This window comes from Streptomyces sp. CB01580 (assembly GCF_001905795.1).
Taxonomy (GTDB): Bacteria; Actinomycetota; Actinomycetes; order Streptomycetales; family Streptomycetaceae; genus Streptomyces.
The window spans coordinates 190,001-208,645 of sequence record NZ_LIXJ01000009.1; the positions used below are offsets into that span (position 1 = coordinate 190,001).

18 protein-coding genes and 1 pseudogene are annotated in these 18,645 nt (G+C 72.5%); 8 read left to right on the top strand and 11 right to left on the bottom strand.

Annotation, left to right across the window (positions count from 1 at the left end; genetic code table 11):
* Positions 1-35 precede the first annotated feature (35 nt).
* Positions 36-1,154, top strand: coding sequence for a phosphoserine transaminase (gene serC, locus AMK22_RS16140; RefSeq protein ID WP_073785609.1), 1,119 nt, complete (start codon positions 36-38; stop codon positions 1,152-1,154).
* 171 nt (positions 1,155-1,325) lie between these two features.
* A complete protein-coding gene (locus AMK22_RS16145; RefSeq protein ID WP_073785611.1) occupies positions 1,326-1,937 on the top strand; it encodes a Uma2 family endonuclease in 612 nt (203 codons plus the stop codon).
* A 32-nt stretch (positions 1,938-1,969) separates the two neighbouring features.
* Here the strand turns inward: AMK22_RS16145 and AMK22_RS16150 are convergent, their stop codons facing one another.
* The 3 genes and pseudogenes from AMK22_RS16150 to AMK22_RS40865 all read right to left on the bottom strand — a co-directional run.
* The gene (locus tag AMK22_RS16150) at positions 1,970-2,371 is read right to left on the bottom strand and encodes a DUF4259 domain-containing protein (RefSeq protein ID WP_073785613.1); all 402 of its coding nucleotides are present in this window, start codon (positions 2,369-2,371) and stop codon (positions 1,970-1,972) included.
* Between the two features lie 108 nt (positions 2,372-2,479).
* Positions 2,480-3,076, bottom strand: a complete 597-nt coding sequence (locus AMK22_RS16155) for a GNAT family N-acetyltransferase (RefSeq protein WP_079186181.1) — start codon at positions 3,074-3,076, stop codon at positions 2,480-2,482.
* 103 nt (positions 3,077-3,179) lie between these two features.
* Positions 3,180-3,716, bottom strand: a pseudogene (locus tag AMK22_RS40865) (ABC transporter permease); the annotation flags it as partial.
* A gap of 36 nt (positions 3,717-3,752) precedes the next feature.
* Here AMK22_RS40865 and AMK22_RS40870 point away from each other — a divergent pair.
* Entirely contained in the window at positions 3,753-4,106 is a 354-nt protein-coding gene (locus tag AMK22_RS40870; protein WP_338014168.1) for a TetR/AcrR family transcriptional regulator C-terminal domain-containing protein, read from the top strand.
* Between the two features lie 52 nt (positions 4,107-4,158).
* On the opposite strand, the gene AMK22_RS16170 is transcribed toward AMK22_RS40870, so the two are convergent.
* The gene (locus AMK22_RS16170; RefSeq protein ID WP_073785615.1) at positions 4,159-5,160 is read right to left on the bottom strand and encodes a hypothetical protein; all 1,002 of its coding nucleotides are present in this window, start codon (positions 5,158-5,160) and stop codon (positions 4,159-4,161) included.
* A gap of 68 nt (positions 5,161-5,228) precedes the next feature.
* Between AMK22_RS16170 and AMK22_RS16175 the strand changes: the two genes are divergently transcribed.
* Positions 5,229-5,915, top strand: coding sequence for a GDSL-type esterase/lipase family protein (locus AMK22_RS16175; protein WP_079186183.1), 687 nt, complete (start codon positions 5,229-5,231; stop codon positions 5,913-5,915).
* A 54-nt stretch (positions 5,916-5,969) separates the two neighbouring features.
* On the opposite strand, the gene AMK22_RS16180 is transcribed toward AMK22_RS16175, so the two are convergent.
* Positions 5,970-6,662, bottom strand: a complete 693-nt coding sequence (locus AMK22_RS16180) for a helix-turn-helix domain-containing protein (RefSeq protein WP_079186184.1) — start codon at positions 6,660-6,662, stop codon at positions 5,970-5,972.
* A gap of 112 nt (positions 6,663-6,774) precedes the next feature.
* A complete protein-coding gene (locus AMK22_RS16185; RefSeq protein ID WP_073785617.1) occupies positions 6,775-7,413 on the bottom strand; it encodes a TetR/AcrR family transcriptional regulator in 639 nt (212 codons plus the stop codon).
* A 605-nt stretch (positions 7,414-8,018) separates the two neighbouring features.
* Here AMK22_RS16185 and AMK22_RS16190 point away from each other — a divergent pair.
* Positions 8,019-8,771 carry a class I SAM-dependent methyltransferase gene (locus AMK22_RS16190; RefSeq protein WP_073785618.1) on the top strand — a complete coding sequence of 251 codons (753 nt, stop codon included), beginning with the start codon at positions 8,019-8,021 and terminating at the stop codon, positions 8,769-8,771.
* A gap of 172 nt (positions 8,772-8,943) precedes the next feature.
* Here the strand turns inward: AMK22_RS16190 and AMK22_RS16195 are convergent, their stop codons facing one another.
* Together AMK22_RS16195 and AMK22_RS16200 are read right to left on the bottom strand one after the other, a co-directional pair.
* On the bottom strand, positions 8,944-9,618 hold the full coding sequence (locus tag AMK22_RS16195; RefSeq protein ID WP_073785619.1) for an ABC transporter ATP-binding protein: 675 nt from the start codon (positions 9,616-9,618) through the stop codon (positions 8,944-8,946).
* Entirely contained in the window at positions 9,615-10,742 is a 1,128-nt protein-coding gene (locus tag AMK22_RS16200) for an ABC transporter permease (RefSeq protein ID WP_073785620.1), read from the bottom strand. The genes AMK22_RS16195 and AMK22_RS16200 overlap by 4 nt, the downstream gene beginning before the upstream one ends.
* Before the next feature lie 92 nt (positions 10,743-10,834).
* On the opposite strand from AMK22_RS16200, the gene AMK22_RS16205 reads away from it, so the two are divergent.
* Positions 10,835-11,437 (top strand): TetR/AcrR family transcriptional regulator, encoded by a 603-nt coding sequence (locus AMK22_RS16205; protein ID WP_073785621.1) that lies wholly within the window; start codon positions 10,835-10,837, stop codon positions 11,435-11,437.
* A gap of 54 nt (positions 11,438-11,491) precedes the next feature.
* On the opposite strand, the gene AMK22_RS16210 is transcribed toward AMK22_RS16205, so the two are convergent.
* From AMK22_RS16210 to AMK22_RS16220, 3 genes are all read right to left on the bottom strand, one after another.
* Entirely contained in the window at positions 11,492-13,609 is a 2,118-nt protein-coding gene (locus AMK22_RS16210) for a serine/threonine-protein kinase (RefSeq protein ID WP_073785622.1), read from the bottom strand.
* A 105-nt stretch (positions 13,610-13,714) separates the two neighbouring features.
* A complete protein-coding gene (locus AMK22_RS16215; RefSeq protein ID WP_143203567.1) occupies positions 13,715-14,077 on the bottom strand; it encodes a hypothetical protein in 363 nt (120 codons plus the stop codon).
* 97 nt (positions 14,078-14,174) lie between these two features.
* Complete coding sequence (locus AMK22_RS16220; protein ID WP_073785624.1) at positions 14,175-14,741, bottom strand: hypothetical protein; 567 nt, start codon at positions 14,739-14,741, stop codon at positions 14,175-14,177.
* Positions 14,742-14,809: 68 nt separating this feature from the next.
* Here AMK22_RS16220 and pip point away from each other — a divergent pair, with 68 nt between their 5' ends.
* Both pip and AMK22_RS16230 read left to right on the top strand, forming a co-directional pair.
* On the top strand, positions 14,810-15,790 hold the full coding sequence (gene pip, locus AMK22_RS16225) for a prolyl aminopeptidase (protein WP_073785625.1): 981 nt from the start codon (positions 14,810-14,812) through the stop codon (positions 15,788-15,790).
* Between the two features lie 345 nt (positions 15,791-16,135).
* Entirely contained in the window at positions 16,136-18,421 is a 2,286-nt protein-coding gene (locus AMK22_RS16230; protein WP_073785705.1) for an N-acetylmuramoyl-L-alanine amidase, read from the top strand.
* Positions 18,422-18,645 lie beyond the last annotated feature (224 nt).

Genomic DNA, 18,645 nt, shown 5'->3' on the forward strand with positions numbered 1-18,645 from the left:
CTCGGGGCCGTCCATGAGGTATTACGCTCCGGTTCGTGGCCGATATCCAGATTCCCGCTGACATCAAGCCCGCCGACGGACGCTTCGGCGCCGGTCCTTCCAAGGTGCGGACGGAGGCGCTCGACGCCCTGGCCGCCACGGGTACGTCCCTGCTCGGTACGTCCCACCGCCAGGCCCCGGTCAAGAACCTGGTCGGCTCGGTCCGTCAGGGCGTGCGCGACCTCTTCTCGCTCCCCGAGGGCTACGAGGTGATCCTGGGCAACGGCGGCTCCACCGCCTTCTGGGACATCGCGACGCACGGCCTGATCGAGAACAAGTCCCAGCACCTGACCTTCGGCGAGTTCTCCTCGAAGTTCGCGAAGGCCGCCAAGCTCGCCCCGTGGCTGGCCGACCCGTCCGTGGTCGCCTCCGACCCGGGCACCCACCCGGAGCCGCGGGCCGAGGAGGGCGTGGACGTGTACGCGTTCACCCACAACGAGACCTCGACCGGTGTCGCCGCGCCGATCGAGCGCGTCGCGGGCGCCGACGAGGGCGCTCTGGTCCTGGTGGACGCCACCTCCGGCGCGGGCGGCCTGCCTGTCGACATCACCGAGTCGGACGTCTACTACTTCGCCCCGCAGAAGTCCTTCGCCTCCGACGGCGGCCTGTGGATCGGCGTGTTCTCCCCGGCGGCCCTGGAGCGCGCCGCGCGCGTCCACGCGTCGGGCCGGCACATCCCGGAGTTCTTCAGCCTGCCCACGGCGATCGACAACTCCCTGAAGAACCAGACGTACAACACCCCGGCCCTGGCCACCCTCTTCCTCCTGAACGAGCAGCTGAACTGGCTGAACGGGCAGGGCGGCCTGGACTTCGCGGTCCGCCGCACGGCCACCTCGTCCCGGAACCTGTACGGCTGGGCCGAGGATTCCAAGTACGCGACGCCGTTCGTCTCCGACCCGGCCAAGCGTTCGCAGGTCATCGGCACGATCGACTTCTCGGACGAGATCGACGCCGCGGCCGTCGCCAAGGCGCTGCGCGCCAACGGGATCGTCGACACCGAGCCGTACCGCAAGCTGGGCCGCAACCAGCTGCGCGTGGCGATGTTCCCGGCGATCGACCCGGCGGACGTCCAGGCGCTGACGGCCTGCATCGACTACGTGATCGAGAAGCTGTGACGGGCACGCGTACGCGCTCGTAGTCCCTCGACCGGCAAAGGTCCCCGCGCACCCGGCGTGCGCGGGGACCTTTGCCGTTCACCCGGCCGGATGGCGGGTCGCTTTCCGGGCCCGGGCGGCCGGACCGTCCTACGATGATGGCCTCGACATCATCCCTTCAGGAGGCCCGCAATGTCTGCAGCAGCAGTCGAGCACCCCTGTGACGGTGAACCCGAGCCCCTGCTCGACACGGCCAACAGCCTCATGGAGCAGCACCCGGGTTACCGTGTCGAGATCATCGGAGGCGTCATCACCGTGGCTCCATCCCCGGACGGACCGCACGCCCGAGTGCTGACCAAAGTCATGCGCCCCTTCATCGCAGCCGGTATCGATGACGGCGAGACCGAGGTCCTCCAGGGCATCGGCCTGTGGCTCCCCAGCGGCCCCGCGGACTACGCCATCCCCGACCTGGCCGTCGTCGACGCCGATTTCGACGAGCACATGGTCGAGAACAACTGCTACGACCCGGCCGTCTTCCGTCTCGTGCTGGAGGTCACCTCCAGCAACTACAACAACGACCTGCGCAACAAGGTCGCCGCGTACGCCGAGGCCAAGGTCCCGGTGTACGTGATCATCGACCGCAAGCACGGCCGGGTGCACGTCCTCACCGAGCCCATGGGGGGCGGGTACGACAGTCACCAGGTGTACGCCCCCGGGCAGTCCGCCCCGCTCCCGGATTCGATCGGTGCCCCGGTGGCTCTCGACGTGGACGACCTCATCCGGGCCGGCCGCGCCCGCGCCTGAACTCGGCCGCGCCCGGTCCCCGTCGGGCGCGCTCAGGCGCTCGCCGCGACCAGCACCTCCCGGAGCCGGGCGATGCCCGCCGTCCACGTCTCGTCGCCCTCCCAGAGCTCGCGCATCTCCGAGTTCTCGCCGAGCACCGTGTCGAGCGCCTTCACCGCGAGCGGGCGCAGGTCCGCCGGAAACTCGGGCAGCGCCTTGTCGGGGCCGTACGCGGTGGTCACCGGCTCCCCGCCCGGGCACTGCGCACCGACCAGCGCCGCCGCCGCGACCGCTTCCGCCGCCTCGTCGCTGTCCAAGAAGTCCGTCGCGGCGACGGCGATTTCCAGGACCTTGCGGATCAGCGCCGGCCGCTCGGCCTCGGGGGCGTCGTCCAGACGCCCTGAGAAGTCCGCTGCGGAGTCGTTGTCGAAGTGACCGGTGTCCCAGGTGCCCATGGTGGTGTCCCCTCAATACGAAACAGCGTCGGCTCGGTGCGAGACGACGTCGGCCGGTGCACCCCACCGGCGAACGCCATCCTCACACCCGCCACTGACAACGGCCCTTCAGCGGGCTTCCCCGCCGGGCTCCCGGTTCCGATCCGGGTTCCGGTTTCGATCCGGGTTCCGGTCCCGGTCACGGTTCCGGTCCGGGCCGCGTTCCCAGCGCCGTTCGCCGTCGTGCCACTCCGCGGTCGGCGCCAGACCCGCCGCCGCGGCCACGGCGGCGGAGGCGGCGTGGTCCGGGTGGATGTGGGCGACGACGGTACGCACGTCCTCCGCCGCCGCCCGCGTCAGATGGGACACCAGCCCGACCGCGGCCTCCTTCGCGTACCCGCACCCCTGCCACGGCGTCCCGACCACCCAGGCGATCTCCGCCTCCGCGTCCCGGACGCGCACCGTCGCCTGCACGTATCCGGCCGACCGGTCCTCGTCCCGAACCCGCAGCACCCAGTTCCACCACCACACCCCGGGGTCGGGCGAACCGGCGGTCTGCCGTGCGTAGCGGGCTCGCAGACCGTCGGCGGACTCCGGGGCGCCCCCGGTGTACGTGTACAGGGCCGGGTCGTCCAGCACCGCCGCCATCTCGTCCGCGTGCGCGACCCGCAGCGGCAGGGCGTCGAGGCGTTCGGTGGAGAAGGGCGCGGGTTCCTGGTTCGTCATGGCGCCGGACCCTACCCGGGCCGGCCGACCCGTGCCCGGCGGGCCCCGGGCGTCGACGCCCCCACCGACCACCCGCGATCCGGCGGCGCCGCGGCACCGCGGCTCAGCGGCTCAGTCGTTGGAAGCGCCGAACCGCCAGGGGCAGGAACACCGCGGTCAGCACCAGCGGCCACACCACCGCCATCAGCGAGGCGTGTTCCTCGACCCAGGTGCCGCCGCTCGCCACCGGGTTGCCGAAGAGTTCGCGCGTCGCCGTGACCGTGGACGAGATCGGGTTCCAGGCGGCGACGGCGCCCAGCCAGCCCGGCATCAGGGACGGCGCGACGAACGCACTGGAGATCATCGTGACCGGGAACGCGATCGCGTACAGGCCGCCCGCCTACTCCGGGCCCGGGACCAGCAGCCCGAGCCATACGCCGACCCAGATCAGGCTGAACCTGAGCAGCAGGAGCAGTCCGAACGCCCCCACGGCCGAGGCCGGTCCGTCGCCCGCGCGCCAGCCGATCGCCAGCGCGGTCGCCATGAGGATCGCCAGTTCGGCGGCGGCCAGCAGATCGGCGAGACCGCGTCCGGCACAGACCGCGGACGGCGCCATCGGCATGGACCGGAACCGGTCCACCACCCCCTTCCCGACGTCCGTGTCAATCAGGCACGCACGGTCCTCGGCCCCAACGCCGTGCGCGGTCTGGAGAGGGCCCTGGCCGGTATCAGGGGCATGGGGCTGTCCGACGCCGAGCTGATCTCCACGATCATCACGGTCAACAGTTTCGTGGAGGGCATCGCCCGCGCCCGCCTCCACACCTCCGAGGTCTCGCGGGAGACCGGGCTGAGCGACGACGACTTCTGGGAGAACCAGCGCCCCTACCTGGAACGGGCCATGCGGAGCGGCGACTACCCGCTGATGGCGGCCCTCTCCGACGACGCGTTCGACTACGGGACCGACCACTTCGCGTTCGGTCTGCAACGGCTGATCGACGGTTTCGAGGTGCTCGTCGAACGACGCTCCGGGCAACGACGATCCGGGGAGTGAGCCGGGCCGCCACCCGGACGGCCGGCTCGAACCACGGCGCCGTTCCCTGAGGTCAGCCCTGCCCGCGACGCCGCTTCATGAGGAAGAAGGCGGCCACGGCGACCACCACCAGCACCCCGCTCAGGCTCATGCCCCCGGCGCCGCCGATACCGTCCCCGATGTCCCCGGCGGACGCCGACGGGTCCCCGCCCCGGGGCCCGTTCCCACCGCGGCCGGCGTCCTTCCCCAGGTCCACCCGCACCACGTCGCTGCGTTCCCCCTCCGAACCGAACATCAGCGCCGAGCCGTCCGCCGTGTACGTCACCGACTCGGCCTGCCGCTGGAACGGTGCCCGGACGGCGTGGTCGGCGCCGAGCCTGCCGTTTTGGAAGGCGTACGCGCGGGCGCTGAAGTACGAGCGCAGCACCAGTTCCCCGCCGTCCGGCGAGAACGCCCCGTCCGTCACCCACGGCACCTCGCCCACCCGCCGGAACACGTTGACAGAACCGGTGGCGAGCCGGGCCGGGCCCTCGTACAGCCCGCCGCCGTTCTCGTTCTTCGACGCGATGTAGACCCGTCCGGTCGTGGGGTGGACCATCAGCGCCTCCGCGTCGCGCGGGCCGTCCGCGTACTTCACGTCGAACTGGGTGGCGCGGACCGTGGCGTCCTTCAGCTCCTTCGGCTCGGGGAAGCGGTAGATCCAGACGTGGTCCCAGCTGCCGTTCAGGTTGTCGCCGATGTCCCCCACGTACAGGTTGCCGTCGGGTCCGAGCGAGACGGCCTCCACGTCGCGCGGCCGCCCGACGCCGCTCATGGTGATCGTCGCGACGGTCCTGCCGGTGTGGGAGTCGACGGCGTAGACGTACGGCCCGTCGTCGCTGTCGTTGTGCGTCCAGTAGACGCCCGGGTGGGCGCGGCTGGCGGCGAGACCGCTGGACTCGGTGATCCGGGGGTCCTCGATGGTGAAGCTCCGGTCGGCTCCGTCGCCGGACCCGGTGGCGGCCGCCCCGGCGGGGAGCGCCCCGGCGAACAGGAGCAGTGCGGCGGCTCCGGACACAGTCAGGTACGAACGCATGACACAAGTGTCCATCGTCACGCCGCCCCCGGACGGGCGATCACCGCCGATCGACGATGATGACACCCATGCGTTTCACGTTTGTCGGCGATTCCATGACGATCGGGCGCGCCGGCGACTTCACCTGGCGCTACCGGATGTGGCAGCACCTCACGTCCGTCCTCGGCGCCCCGTTCGCGATCGTCGGTCCGCGCGACGCGCTGTACGACACCGGGGCGGACGCCGCCGTCAGTCACGCGTACGCCGCACCGGACTTCCCCGCCGGGGCGCGCGCCCATCTGGCCGGCTGGGGCGAGGGCTGGCTGCACATGGCCCCGGTGATCGCCGACACGGTCACCGCGCACCGCACGGACGTACTGCTGGTGTCGCTGGGCCTGATCGACCTCGGGTTCTACACCGACAGCGACCAGACCGCCCTGAACGCACGGGAGTTCATCGCCGCGGCACGCACCGCGAACCCGCGCGTGAAGATGGTGCTGCTACCCGTGATACCGAACGTACGGGCCGAGTCGGACGCCCCGTTCGCCGCCGAGTGCGACCGGTTCAACGAACTCCTGGCCAAGGCCGTGGCCGACCTCGACGACCCGATGTCCCCGATCCTGCTGGCCTCGCGCCCCACGGGGTACGACATCCACCGGGACACGTACGACGGGACGCACCCCGGCCCCACCGGCGAGCACAGACTGGCGGCGGCGTTCGCCGACGCGATGCACCAGGCATGGGGACTCGGCGGCCCCTACACGCCCCGGCCGTAGGGGCCGCCCGGCCGTCGAAGTCGCCCGCTCACCGTCGGGCCCCCGCCCTTCCCGTCAGGTCTCCGGCCGCCCCGCGGGCCGGGCCCTCACATGCATCCGCTCGCCCTGCGGACCGAACAGGCTGAGGAATTCGACCGGTTCGGGCCCGGCGCTGGCCCACGCGTGCGGGGTACGCGTGTCGAACTCGGCGACCTCACCGGCCGTCAGCACCAGGTCGTGCTCGCCCAGCACCAGCCGCAGCCGTCCCGTCAGCACGTACACCCACTCGTATCCCTCGTGCACCCGCTGCTCCAGCGGTCCCGTCGCGCCGCGCCCGCCGGGCAGGATCTGCTTGTACGCGTGCAACCCGCCGAGGTGGCGGGCCAGCGGCACGAAGGTCATGCCGTCCCGGGTGATGGGGCGGAAGCGGAGGCGGGGATCGCCGGTGGGCGGGGCGCCGACGAGTTCGTCGAGCGGGACCCCGTACGCCTTCGCCAACGGCAGCAGCAGTTCGAGGGTGGGTTTGCGGCCTCCGGACTCCAGCCGAGAGAGCGTGCTGAGGGAGATGCCGGTGGTCTCGCCGAGCTGGGCCAGGGTCGTGCCGCGCTCCTGGCGCAGGGCCCTCAACCGGGGTCCGACGCCCGTCAGGACGGCCGAGATCTCGTCGTCCGCGCCCGCCTTGCGGTCGTCCGCCCGGCCGCCGTGCTCCTGATGGTTCCCGGTCCTGTGCCGCGCTCCGCGCGCCCGGTGTTCTCCGTCGTCCGCCATCCGCCCATTATTCGCCCGCCCGGTGACGGGTGACCGGCGGCCGGCGGGGCAGGCGGCCTGTCCGGTGGGCGGCTGGTCCGGCAGGCGGGGCTGCCGGGGCAGGACAGCAGGGTCAGGACGGCAGGATCATGGTCAGCGAGAGCCTGGTCAGTTCGTCGGTCAGCCATTCGGCGTCGACCTGGCGGGGGCGGCGGCCGTGGTGGGCCATGAGTTCGTCCACCGCGTGGTTCAGCACCGTGACGGTCACGGCGTGGTCGCTCGGCACCGCTTCGCCCCGGCGCACGGCGCGCTCCGCCTCGGAGGTCAGGAACTCGATCCACATCGTCCGCCAGGTGGCGAGATGGTTGTCCACCTCCCGGCTGACCCCGAGCACCTCGACGAACGCCACCCGGGCCGCGCAGGGGTCCCCGGTGACCGCCTTCACATAGGCGTCGAACAGCAGCCGGACCCTCTCCCGCGTCGGGCAGTCCTCCATCCCCTCGGCCATCAGGGCGTTCTCGGCGGCGCGCAGTCCATGGGTCGCGACCTCGTCGTAGATCGCCATCAGGAGCACCTCGCGCGAGACGAACTCCTGCTGGAAGACGTGAACGGGCACCTTCGCCTGCTCGCACAGGTCCTCGACGCTCGTGTGCGCGTACCCGTACGCGGCGAACAACTGGCGTCCGGCCCGCAGGAGTCGGTCCCGCGCGCCCTGCCCCTCCCTCTCCTGCCCGGCCGCCCCGCTCCGCTGGTTCGCCACGGCACCCACCATCGGTCCTCCTTCGTCATCCGTACCGCTGCCCCCACACTCTTCCTGTTCCGCCCCGCCGGTGGGGTCTCCGCCACGCAGTGGGGCACGCGTGGGACGGCACCTCATCAAGTCCGATCGCCCGACGAACCGTTGCAGCCACGGCATCGGCCTCCCGGCCGCGAGGGTCCGCTCGTCCGCACCGCGGCCCGCACCGCAACCGGTACGGGCGCCGCCCGCACGACACGCCCTCACGACGGTGACTCTAACGACACTCTGAGTCACACCGGAGTCCAACGGGCATATTCGGCGGGGGCGTGACGGCGCCCGGGGCGAGGGCTCCCGATATCCGGGAGGCCGCCTCCGGCACGGCGCCCGGACGCGGCACGGAGGGCCGGGGGGCACCGCCGGAAAAACACCGGCAGGCGGCGCCCGGACATGCCCTTCCACGCCCCTCCAGGCATGCGACGACGCCCGAACCGGCCGGCTCCGACCCGTGGTTCGGCCCCTCCCACCGGGGATCGCCGGACGCCGGGCAGCGGCCTTCGCCGTCTTCTTCGGCGCTGGGCTCCCGCACCGGACGGTCCTACGATTCCCCCTTCCGGGCAGGAAAGGGGAGCAGGATCCGCATGGATCGGAACATTCGCACGACGGACGATGTCCTCGCGCTTCTTGACGACTTGGTCACACCGGAGGCCGACCGGTGGACGGCCGGCGCGGCGTCCTGGTGGGACGGCTTCTACACGGACCGGACGAAGCCGGTTCCGTTCTTCGTGGCGAAGCCCGACGAGAACCTCGTCTCGTACGCGGACCGCGGTCTGGTCTCCCGGGGCCGCGCCCTGGACCTGGGGTGCGGCCCGGGGCGCAACGCGCTGTACCTCGCGTCCCTGGGCTTCCGGGTCGACGCGGTGGACCTCTCCCCGGCGGCCCTCGCGTGGGCCGGGGAGCGGGCCCGGGAGGCGGGGGCCGACATCCGGTTCCACCGCGGTGACGCCTTCGCCCTCACGGCGGCCGAGGGGACCGGGCCGACCGGTCCGTACGACCTGATCCACGACTCCGGCTGCTTCCACCATCTGCCGCCGCACCGCCGGATCAGCTATCTCGCGCTCCTGGACCGCGTGCTGGCCCCGGGCGGGCATCTCGCGCTCACCTGTTTCGCGGCCGGTGAGCGGGGCATGGGGTCCGAACTTCCGGACGCCGCCTTCTACGACGGGGCGGGGCTGCGGGGCGGGCTGGCCTACACGCCCGAGTCGTTGCGCCGGATCTTCTCCGGCCTGACGGAAATCGAGCTCCGCCGCATGAACGACGAACCGCCCGAGTCCCCGTCCTTCGGCGAGCCGTTCCTCTGGACGGCCCTGTTCCGCCGGGAGCCGACGGCCTGACGCGCGCGCCCGCGGGCGGGGCGCGGACCCACGGGCGGAGGTGCGGTCACGCGAGCTCGGCACCGTCCGTCAGGGCCTGGTTCCCGGACGGCGCCCTGCTCGCGGGTGCCCGCCCCGTCCCGGGGACCGTGGCGTGCGGCCGTACGGGGCGGTGTGCGTACGGCCGCGCTGTTCAGGCAGTTGCTGCGGGAGCGTGGTCCAGCATGTCGATGGTGGTGTCGGCCGCCTCGACGACGACCGGGTCGTGGGTGGCGACGAGGGTGACGCAGTCGTGTTCGTGTGTGGTGCGGGCGATGAGCCGGGTGAGGTCGTCGGCGCGGGTGCGGTCGACGGCGGCGGTCGGCTCGTCGACCAGGAGGAGTTCGGGCCGGGTGAGCAGGGCGCGTGCCAGGGCGACCCGCTGTCGTTCGCCGCCGGAGAGCTGGTCGGGGCGGTGGCGCAGCCGGTGCCCGAGTCCGACCTCGGCGAGCAGTTCGCGGGCCTGGGCGCGCAGGGTGCGGGGTTTGTGCCCGGCGAGGGAGGCGGCGGCGAGGAGTTGTTCCTCGGTGGTGAGGCCGGTCAGCAGGTTGCCGCTCTGGAACATGTAGCCGATGCGGGTGCGGCGCGCGTGGGCGCGTTGGCGGTCGGTGAGGGCGGCCAGGTCGGTGTCGTTGAGGAGGACCTGGCCCCGGTCCGGGCGGAGCAGGGCGCCGGCGACGGCGAGGAGGGTGGACTTGCCGGAGCCGGAGGGGCCGACGAGGGCGGTGAGGGCGCCCTGCCGGAAGGAGGCGGTCAGGCTGTCGAGGGCGGTGGTGCGGGATTCGCCGCGGCCGAGGGTGACGGTGATGTCGTCGAGGTGGAGGGTCATCGTGCGGCTCCCAGCATGGTCATCGGGTCGACGGTGGTGACGCGGCGCAGGGTGAGGGCGGAGCCTGCGAGGCCGACCAGTGCCACGGCGGCCATGGTCGTGGTGAGGGTGGCGGCGGGCAGGCTGAAGGGCACCTGCTCGCCGACGAGGAGACCGACGGCGGCGGCGAGCGCGGCCCCGACGGCGGTACCGGCGGCGACGACCACGGCGGCCTGGGCGAGGGTGTGGCCGAGGAGACGGCGTCGGGATGCGCCCATGGCGCGCAGCAGAGCGAGTTCCGGCGTGCGCTGGACGGTCCAGACGGCGAAGAAGGCGCCGACGACCAGCGGGGCGATGAGGAAGAGAAAGGTCTGGATGGAGGTCATGGTCAGGCGCTCTCCGTCGTAGCCGGGGGCGGCGGCGAGGGCGTCCTGGAGCGGGACGGTCGCGGTGTCGTGGCGGCGGTCGGCCTCGGCGAGCGCCTGTCCACCGAGGCCGGCGGGGGCTTTGAGGGCCATCGCGGTGTACTGGCCGGGGAGATCGGTGGACGTGGTGTGGGCGCCGGGGGTGGTGAAGCGGATCCGGCGCCAGGCATCGGTGGTCACGTAGGCGACCGGGACGTGGCCGTAGGAGGAACGGCCGGTGGTGCCGGTGACCTTCAGGCGGATGCCGAGCCGGTCGATGGTCAGGGTGTCGCCGATGCGGATGCCGTCGTTCACGAGCTGGCGGGAGACGACGATGCCGTTGGGGGCGGCCGCGTCCAGGCGGTGGCCCTTCTCGGCGCCGGGGTCGGTGAAGGCTCCGGGTTCGACGCCGAAGGCGGCGAGGTCGACCTCCACTTTGCGGTCGGTGGTGCCGCGGGTGATGGCAACGCCCAGCGGTGTGGCCTCGACGTCCTTCTCCTTCGTCCAGCCGGCGACGGTGCGCCGGTCGATCAGGCTCCGGGCGAACTGGTCCGACTTGGTGCCTTCGGCGAAGGCGATGTGAGTGACGGGCAGTCTGCGCAGGGCGGAGACGGTGTCGTCACCGAGGCCGGTGGTGAAGCCGGAGACGATGCCGACGAGCGCGGCGACCAGGACGACGACGCTGCCCATCAGCAGGAAGCGGCCTCTGGCCGCTTTGAGTTCCAACAGGGCGAGGAACACGGTGTTCCCTCCAAAGATAGGGACAAGGCGTCCCCAAAATAAAGGATGGCGACGCAGCGTCCCTAAGTGGGGTGGGGTTCTAGACTGAACGGATGCCCAGGATCCAGGCCGCTTCGGTCGCCGATCACCGCGCCCAGCAGCGCGCCGCCCTGCTCGACGCGGCATACGAGCTGCTCGCCGAGGGCGATGCCGCCAAGGTGACGTTCGCGGCGATCGCCCGTCGCACCGGGCTGGCCCGCAACAGCGTCTACAAGTACTTCCCCAACCGCCATGAGCTGCTGACCGAGGTGGTACGGCAGGCCGCGCCGCGCTGGACCGAGCGCATCCACGCCGCTGTCGCGGCCGCCGGCAACGCCCCCGAAAGGCGGATCGCCGCCTACGTCACGGCGCAGCTGGAGATGGTGCGCGACGGCGAGCACCGCATCGCCCGCGCCAGCGCCGACGCGCAGGACGCGGCAGCCCTGCGCGCAGGCGCCGACGCGGCGCACCACGCCCTGCTCACCCCGCTCCTGGACGCCCTGCGCGACCTCGGCGACGACACCCCGCTGCGCACTGCCCGGCTGCTGCAAGGGCTCGTGAACGCCGCGACCACGGCGCTGGAGGCAGGCGACGACTACGCCGCAGTGACGGACCGCACGGTGCGCCTGGCCGTCGCCGCCCTCGCGGGTCTCACCACCGGTCCGCTCCCCCGGTGAGCCGGGAGGCGGCTGGTCCCACCGGTCCCGCGCCTCCTCCCGCCCCGCCGCCCGTCAGCGCTTCGGGCATTCCTCCAGGGACGGCCTGTTCGGCGCCGCCGCCCGGTCCCTCAGCGGATACAGATGCTTCTGGTAGAGCCGCTCCCACGTCCCGTCCGCCATGACCTTCGCCAGGGCGGAACACACCTCGCCCTTCAGCTCCTTCTCCTCGGGCTTCATCGCGACGCCGTAGCCCTCCGCTCCCCAACTGCTCGGGAGCTGCTTGAGACGGCCCGGGTCCTTCTCGACGAATCCGGCGACGATGACGTCGTCCGTGCTCACCGCATAGACGTCCGACGCCGGATTCAGCAGGCGCTGCACGCACTCCTCGTATCCGTTCGGGCGCGAGGCCGTCAGGTTGTACTTCTCCGCCGCGAGCCAGTCCACGTACGTCGATCCCCGGGCGGTGCACACCTCCAGGTCGTCACGGATCAGATCGCTGGAGTCCTCGACCTTGTGCAGTTTCGACTTCCTGTTCACCAGGAAGCTCCGGTTCGCCACGTAGTACGGCCCGGCGAAGGCGACGCTGTACTCCGGCGGCTTCGCGTTCTTCCGCCCGTCGGTGATGCTGTACGTGGCGATGACCAGGTCCACCGTCCCGCTCTCCAGCAGGCTGCTCCGGTTCTCGGTGCTCACGGGTCTGAACTCGACGGCCTCGGGGGCGTAGCCCATGTCCCGGGCGATCGCGAGGGCCAGGTCGACCTCGTAGCCCCGGTACGTGCCGTTCGCCGTCCGCTCGCTGAGACCGGGCTGATCGGCCTTGACGCCGACCTTCAGGGTCCGGTGTGCGGTCCGGTACTTCTGCGCGGGCGCGCCCTTGCCCTCCCCACCGCGCGCGTTCGTCTCCTCGCCCCGCCGGGAGAGGTCCACGGCGTACCAGCCGGCACCGGCCAGCAGGGCGGCGCACAGCACGGCGGCCAGGGCCCTGCGCCGGGTCCGTGCCCGGCCCGTGTCCGGTCCCTGGGCCGGGGCCCGGTCCGGGGTCCGGGACCGCGCCGGGTCGGGCTCCTCCGGCGTCCGGGAACCCTCCGGGGGCGGTGTCGGCGTCCCGTGCCCCGGGGGCAGCGGGGCCGGGTCCGGCGGCGGGACGGGGTCGGGGGGCGGCGACGACGCGGTGTCCGGCCGGCGCACCGGGGAGGTGCCGGGCACGGACGCCTCCGGCGCCGGGGACTCGTGGACGACCGCCCGGAGCATCTTCTCCGCGTCCGCCGCGGAGAGCCGCTGCCGGGGGTCCTTGCGCAGCAGCTCCTCGACGACCGGGGTCAGCGGCCCGCCGTACGCCATGGGCGGCACCGGCGAGTCGCGCACGGCGATCAGGAACTCCACCAGCGACAGCCCGTCGAAGGGGGTCCTGCCCTCGACCATCTCGTACAGGGTGATGCCCAGGGCCCACAGGTCGGACGCGGGCGTCGCGGGCTGCGGCCGTCCCGACGCGTGGTCGAACAGCTCGGGTGCGAGGTACTTCACCGTCCCGACCAGCTCCCCCGACCGGGTGACCGGTACGGCCCCGTCGAAGGTCGCGATCCCGAAGTCGGCCAGGATCGCGAACTCGTCCGGTCGGAACAGGACGTTGTGCGGCTTGACGTCCCGGTGGACGACCCCCGCCTCGTGCACGGCCCGCAGCCCGCGCAGGATCTGCAGACCGATCCTGGCCGTCCGCCGCACCGTGAGCTGCTGTTCCACGCGCAGCAGATCGGCCAGCGAATGGGCGTTGAGCAGTTCCATCACGATCCAGACCTGGCTGTCGGTCTCGACCCGGTCGTGCACCGCGACCACGTTCTGGTGCTTGATCCGCGCGATGGCCTCCGCCTCGCGCCGCGCCCGCTGCATGAACTGGGCCTGCTTGTCCGTCCCCACGGAGCCGCGGTCGAGCAGGCCCTTCACCGCGACCTTGCGGTTCAGGCGGGTGTCCAGGGCCTCCCAGACCTCCCCCATCCCGCCGTGCCCGAGCCTGCGGAGCAACTGGTAACGCGCGTCGATCACTTCGAGGGGCGCGGTCACCGTCTCCGGCGGCGGCTGGGTCTCCGGGCCGTCGTACGACCAGCCGTCGGCTCCGTCGCCGTGGCGCCTGTCGGATCCGTCGCCGTGGCGTCCGTCGCCCGTGCCGCGATCCTCCGTACCGTCGCTGTGCATGCGACCCCCTGTGCGTTCCATGGATCAACCGCGCCTCAGATTAGAGGCACCGTCATATCCCCGGCTCTCCTTCGTACTTGTGAATCGGCCATGTCGGCCCGGACGTCAACGCACGGTCCAGATCCAGCCCGATGGGATGAGCCCCAGACGGCGGGCGACGGACCGCGAGGCGTGGTTGTCCGAGGAGGTGCTGTAGAACAGCACCTCCTTGTTGCGGCGTTCGCGCGCCGCCCAGGCGGCCACGACGGCGGGGGCGAGACGGCGGCCCCGGTGATCGGCGAGCGCCGCCTGCCGGGCCCGCGCCCCGACACCCGCCCCCACGGCCAGCAGCCGCGCCCGGTGCGACCACGCCCACACCGCACGCACCGCGGGGTCCTTCGCGAGGACCGGCGGATCGCCACCGGCGGGGTCGAGCCCGTGGCTCGCGTCCATTTCCGTGGTCAGCAGTCGCTCGTCGTCCCGGAACATGCCGTCCACTCTTCCCCGGTACGCACCACCGGAACAAGCCCGTGCGGCGGCCCGGGACGGGGTCGGCGGCTCCGGCAGGGGTGATCGGCCCCGCCGGTCAGCGCTCGGCGAACCGCTCCCCGCACCTGCTGCAGAACACCGGCTCCGGGTCCGCCGAGAGCCGGCCGCACGCGGGGCAGACCAGGTCCAGCATGCAGGGCGCCTCGCCGCCCTCGTCCGCGGCCGGGCGCGCGGCGTACGGCCCGGCCGGCTCCGCGACCGGCTCAGCACCCGGCTCCGCGACCGGGAACGGCGCCGAGGACCCGGCCGAGGATGTGATCGTCAGTCCGGGGCGCCGTCGGTGGACGGTCAGATACGCCAGGCCGCCCGGCCCGGCGACGAGCGCGCGGCGGGAGGTGCGGGGCAGCCAGAGGACAGTGGTCGGCGTCAGGTCCAGTTCCGCGCCCGCGACGACGGCCCGGCCGCCGCCCGCGACGACGACCAGGAGCACGTCCAGCACGTCCTCCTGATGCTCACCGACCTCCGCGCCCGCCGGGAGACGCACCAGATTGGCGTCCAGCTCCCGGCCCGGCTCGGCCAGTTGCCACAGCGCTCCGCGGTCGTCGGGCGCCGCGGCGGTCAACAGCTCGTCGAGTACGGCCAGTACCCGGGGTACGAAATTCACGGCGCTCAGGCTACGCCCCGCCCTACGATGTTCCCTTTGCCCGCCGGAGCCGAGGGAGCGACGACACCGTGGACCGCGAGCCCGATGAGAAGTACCCGCCGATCGAACCGTACGCGCACGGGATGCTCGATGTCGGCGAGGGCAACCACGTGTACTGGGAGGTGTGCGGCAACCCGGCCGGCAAACCCGCGGTCGTCGTGCACGGCGGCCCCGGTTCGGGGTGCACCGAGCAGGCCCGGCGGTGCTTCGACCCGGACCGGTATCGCGTCGTCCTCTTCGACCAGCGGGGCTGCGGCCGTTCCACGCCGCACGCGAGCGACCCCGCCACCGACATGCGGTACAACACGACCGACCGGCTGATCGCCGACATGGAGCGGCTGCGTCGGCACCTCGGGATCGACACCTGGCTGCTGCACGGCGGGTCGTGGGGTTCGACGCTGATCCTCGCGTACGCCGAGCAGCACCCGGAGCGGGTCTCCGAGATCGTGATCCCGGCGGTCACGACGACCCGCCGTTCCGAGATCGACTGGCTGTACCGGGGCGTCGGGCAGATCTTCCCGGAGGCGTGGGACCGGTTCCGGGCCGGGGTGCCGGAGGTCGAGGGGAACGCCACGCCCGACGTCCTCGCGGCCTACGCACGGCGCATGGAGAGCCCCGACCCCGGTGTACGGGAGCGGGCGACGGTCGACTGGTGTGCCTGGGAGGACGCGGTGGTCTCCCTGGAGCAGTACACCGGACCGCCCCCGTACAGCGGGCGCCCCGGCCGGGCGAGGCAGGCGCTGGTGCGGATCTGCTCGCACTACTTCTCCCACGGCGCCTGGCTGGAAGAGGGGAAGCTGATCCGGGAAGCGGGGCGGCTCACGGGGATTCCGGGCGTGCTGGTGCACGGACGGTTCGACCTGGGCGGACCGCTGACCACGGCATGGGAGCTGGCGAAGGCCTGGCCGGACGCCGAACTCACCGTCATCGACGGGGCCGGACATCTGGGCGGTACGGCGACGCGCCGGGCGGTGCTGGCGGCGCTGGACCGGTTCGCCGAGGTGAACTGACCGGCGCCGGACCGGTTCACCGGGCGGCGCCCACGACGCAGAAGGCTCCGACCGTCGCGAGACCGGCGGCACGGGTCCCTCCGGAACCGGATCACCGAACGGTATCGACCGCTCCGTACCGGTTCGCCGGGCGGTGAACGAACGCGGAATTCATCGCATCCCGGGGCGTCACGGGCGGGGGCAGGGGTCCGGCCGCCGGAACGACATGGCAAGCTGTGTCCTCGCAGCACGCGCGCGGCAGCACGCGACAGCACTCGTACCCCCCACTGGTCTCGTCATGAACCAGTGCTGTCGTCGGACACACGCTGACGCGTTCATGTCCAACACCATCCCGTGGGGTACGACTTGAGATCGAAGAAGAGAATCTGGCTCACGGCCGCCCTGGCCACCACCGCTGTGGCAGGGGTCCTGGTCTTCGAGGGGGTCACGGGCGACTCCCCCGCGGACACCGACGCCAAGTCCGGGCCGGCCGGGCCGGATGTGCACGCGACCGCGCTGAAGGTCGCCGACGACGGCACGTCGGCCACCCTCGGCAAGCGGGACACCGCCCCCTTCAGCATGCTGGGCATCACCTGGACCGACCCGGCCGCGAAGGTCACCGGCGCCGTGGAGGTGCGGACCCGGTCCGCCGCCGACGGGACCTGGACGTCCTGGCTGCCGCTCGGCACCGACGTGACCGGCCGCGCGGAGACCGGCCGGGCCGGCGTGCGCGGGGGCACCGAACCTCGCTGGGTCGGCCCGTCCAACGGTGTCGAGGCACGGATCAACACGGGCGGCAAGGTCTCCTCGAAGCTGCCCGCCGGGCTGCGGCTGGACACCGTGGACCCGGGGCGGGGCACGCTGAACGCGGAGCCCGCCGCCTTCGCCGCCGACCTGCCCGGGGCGGAGGACCCCGCGGCCACCCCGACCGCCGAACCGTCGGACCCGGTCGCGCCCGAGCCGACCGCGCCCGACACCGGCACGGAGCCGTCCGGTGAGGCGACCCCGACCACCGATCCCACGCCCGACGCCTCCGAACCGGCCGGTCGGACACCCACACCGACGGCGAGCACCAGCCCCTCGCCCTCCGCGAGTACGCCCCCGGCGCCGACGCTGCCGCCCGCCCCGCCGTCGACCGTGCCGAAGCCGCCGATCGTCTCGCGCGCCGGCTGGGGCGCCGACGAGTCGATGAGCCCGGAGGCGCCCGAGTACCTGAACGGCGTCAAGGCCGTCTTCGTCCACCACACCGCCGAGACGAACAACTACTCGTGCGCCGACTCCGCGGCCATCGTGCGCGGCCTGTACGCGTACCACGTCAAGGCCAACGGCTGGAAGGACCTCGGCTACAACTTCGTGGTCGACAAGTGCGGAACGGTCTTCGAGGGCCGCAAGGGCGGCGTCGACCGGCCGGTCTTCGGCGCGCACACCTACGGCTTCAACCGCGACACCGCCGGCATCGCCGTCATCGGCACCTACACGGATGCCGCCGCGCCCACCGCGGCCACCACCGCCGTGGCCCGGGTCGCCGCGTGGAAGCTCGGCCAGTACAAGGTCGACCCGGCGGGCACCACCACGCTCACGGCGGGGGCGACCGGCGGCAACTTCGCGGGCACCAGGTTCACCTCCGGCACGGCGTACACGTTCAACACCGTCTCCGGTCACCGCGACGGCTTCAACACCCAGTGCCCCGGCACCAAGCTGTACGGGCAGCTGCCCGCGATCCGCTCCCTCGCCGCGGGCCCCGTCACCGGGCTGACCGTCAAGTCCGTGACCGGCGCCGGGCTCTCGGGCACGACGTACTACACCAAGTCCGCCGTCACCGTCGGCTGGTCGGCGTCGACCCCGAGCGTGTTCGTCTCGAAGTACGAACTGCTGGTCGACGGCAAGTCCGTGGCCACCGCCGCGGGCACCGCCACCTCCGCCAAGGCGACGCTCGCCGTCGGCACCCACAAGGTCCAGGTCCGCGCCACCCACCAGTCCGGCAAGGTCACCACGTCCACCGCGGTCACCGTGGTCGCCGACCAGAGCGCGCCCTCCTTCACCACCAAGCCGAACCTGGCACTGCGCACCGGCACGGTGAACACCACCGCCGTCCCGCTCACCCTGAAGTGGAAGGCCACGGACACCGCCGCGCTCAAGGAGGTCCGGCTCACCGCCCCGGTCGCCAAGACCTACGGGCCGACGACGACCAGCGCCTCGCACACCGCGAAGTCCGGCGCCGCCACCGCCTGGCCCATGACCGCGTACGACTGGGCGGGCAACACCGCCACCGCGTCGGTCTCCGGCACCCCGGTCATCCTCCAGGAGAGCTCGGGGCAGAAGACCGGGACGTGGACGACGAAGTCCTCGACCAGCTACCTCGGCGGCAAGTCGTACTCCAGCTCGTCCAAGGGCGCGTCCCTGAGCTGGACGTTCACCGGCCGCTCGGCCGCCCTGGTCGTCTCCAGGGCCGCCACCTCCGGCCAGGTGTACGTCTACGTGGACGGCGTGAAGACGTCGACGGTGGATCTGAAGTCCAGCAGCACCAAGTACCGCGACGCGCTGTGGACGAAGACCTGGTCCGGCAGCGCCAAGCACACCGTCAAGATCGTCGTCGTGGGCACGTCGGGCCGCCCGGCGGTCACCACCGACGGGCTCGTCTACCTGAAGTGACCGGTGTCCGAGCCGGTCGGCAGCCGACTCAGTCGGAATCGACCGAATCGGCCGGACGCGTTCGCCCGGTGAGGGCGGACAGCCGCCCCCGTCCCGCGCCGCCGGGCCGGGGGCGGCGCCATGCCGCCCACCGGACGGCCGCGGACATCACTGGCCGACGGCGGACGCCACGGCGACAACGACGAACATCAGTACGAGCACGGCCGCCATCACGCGGTTTCTGG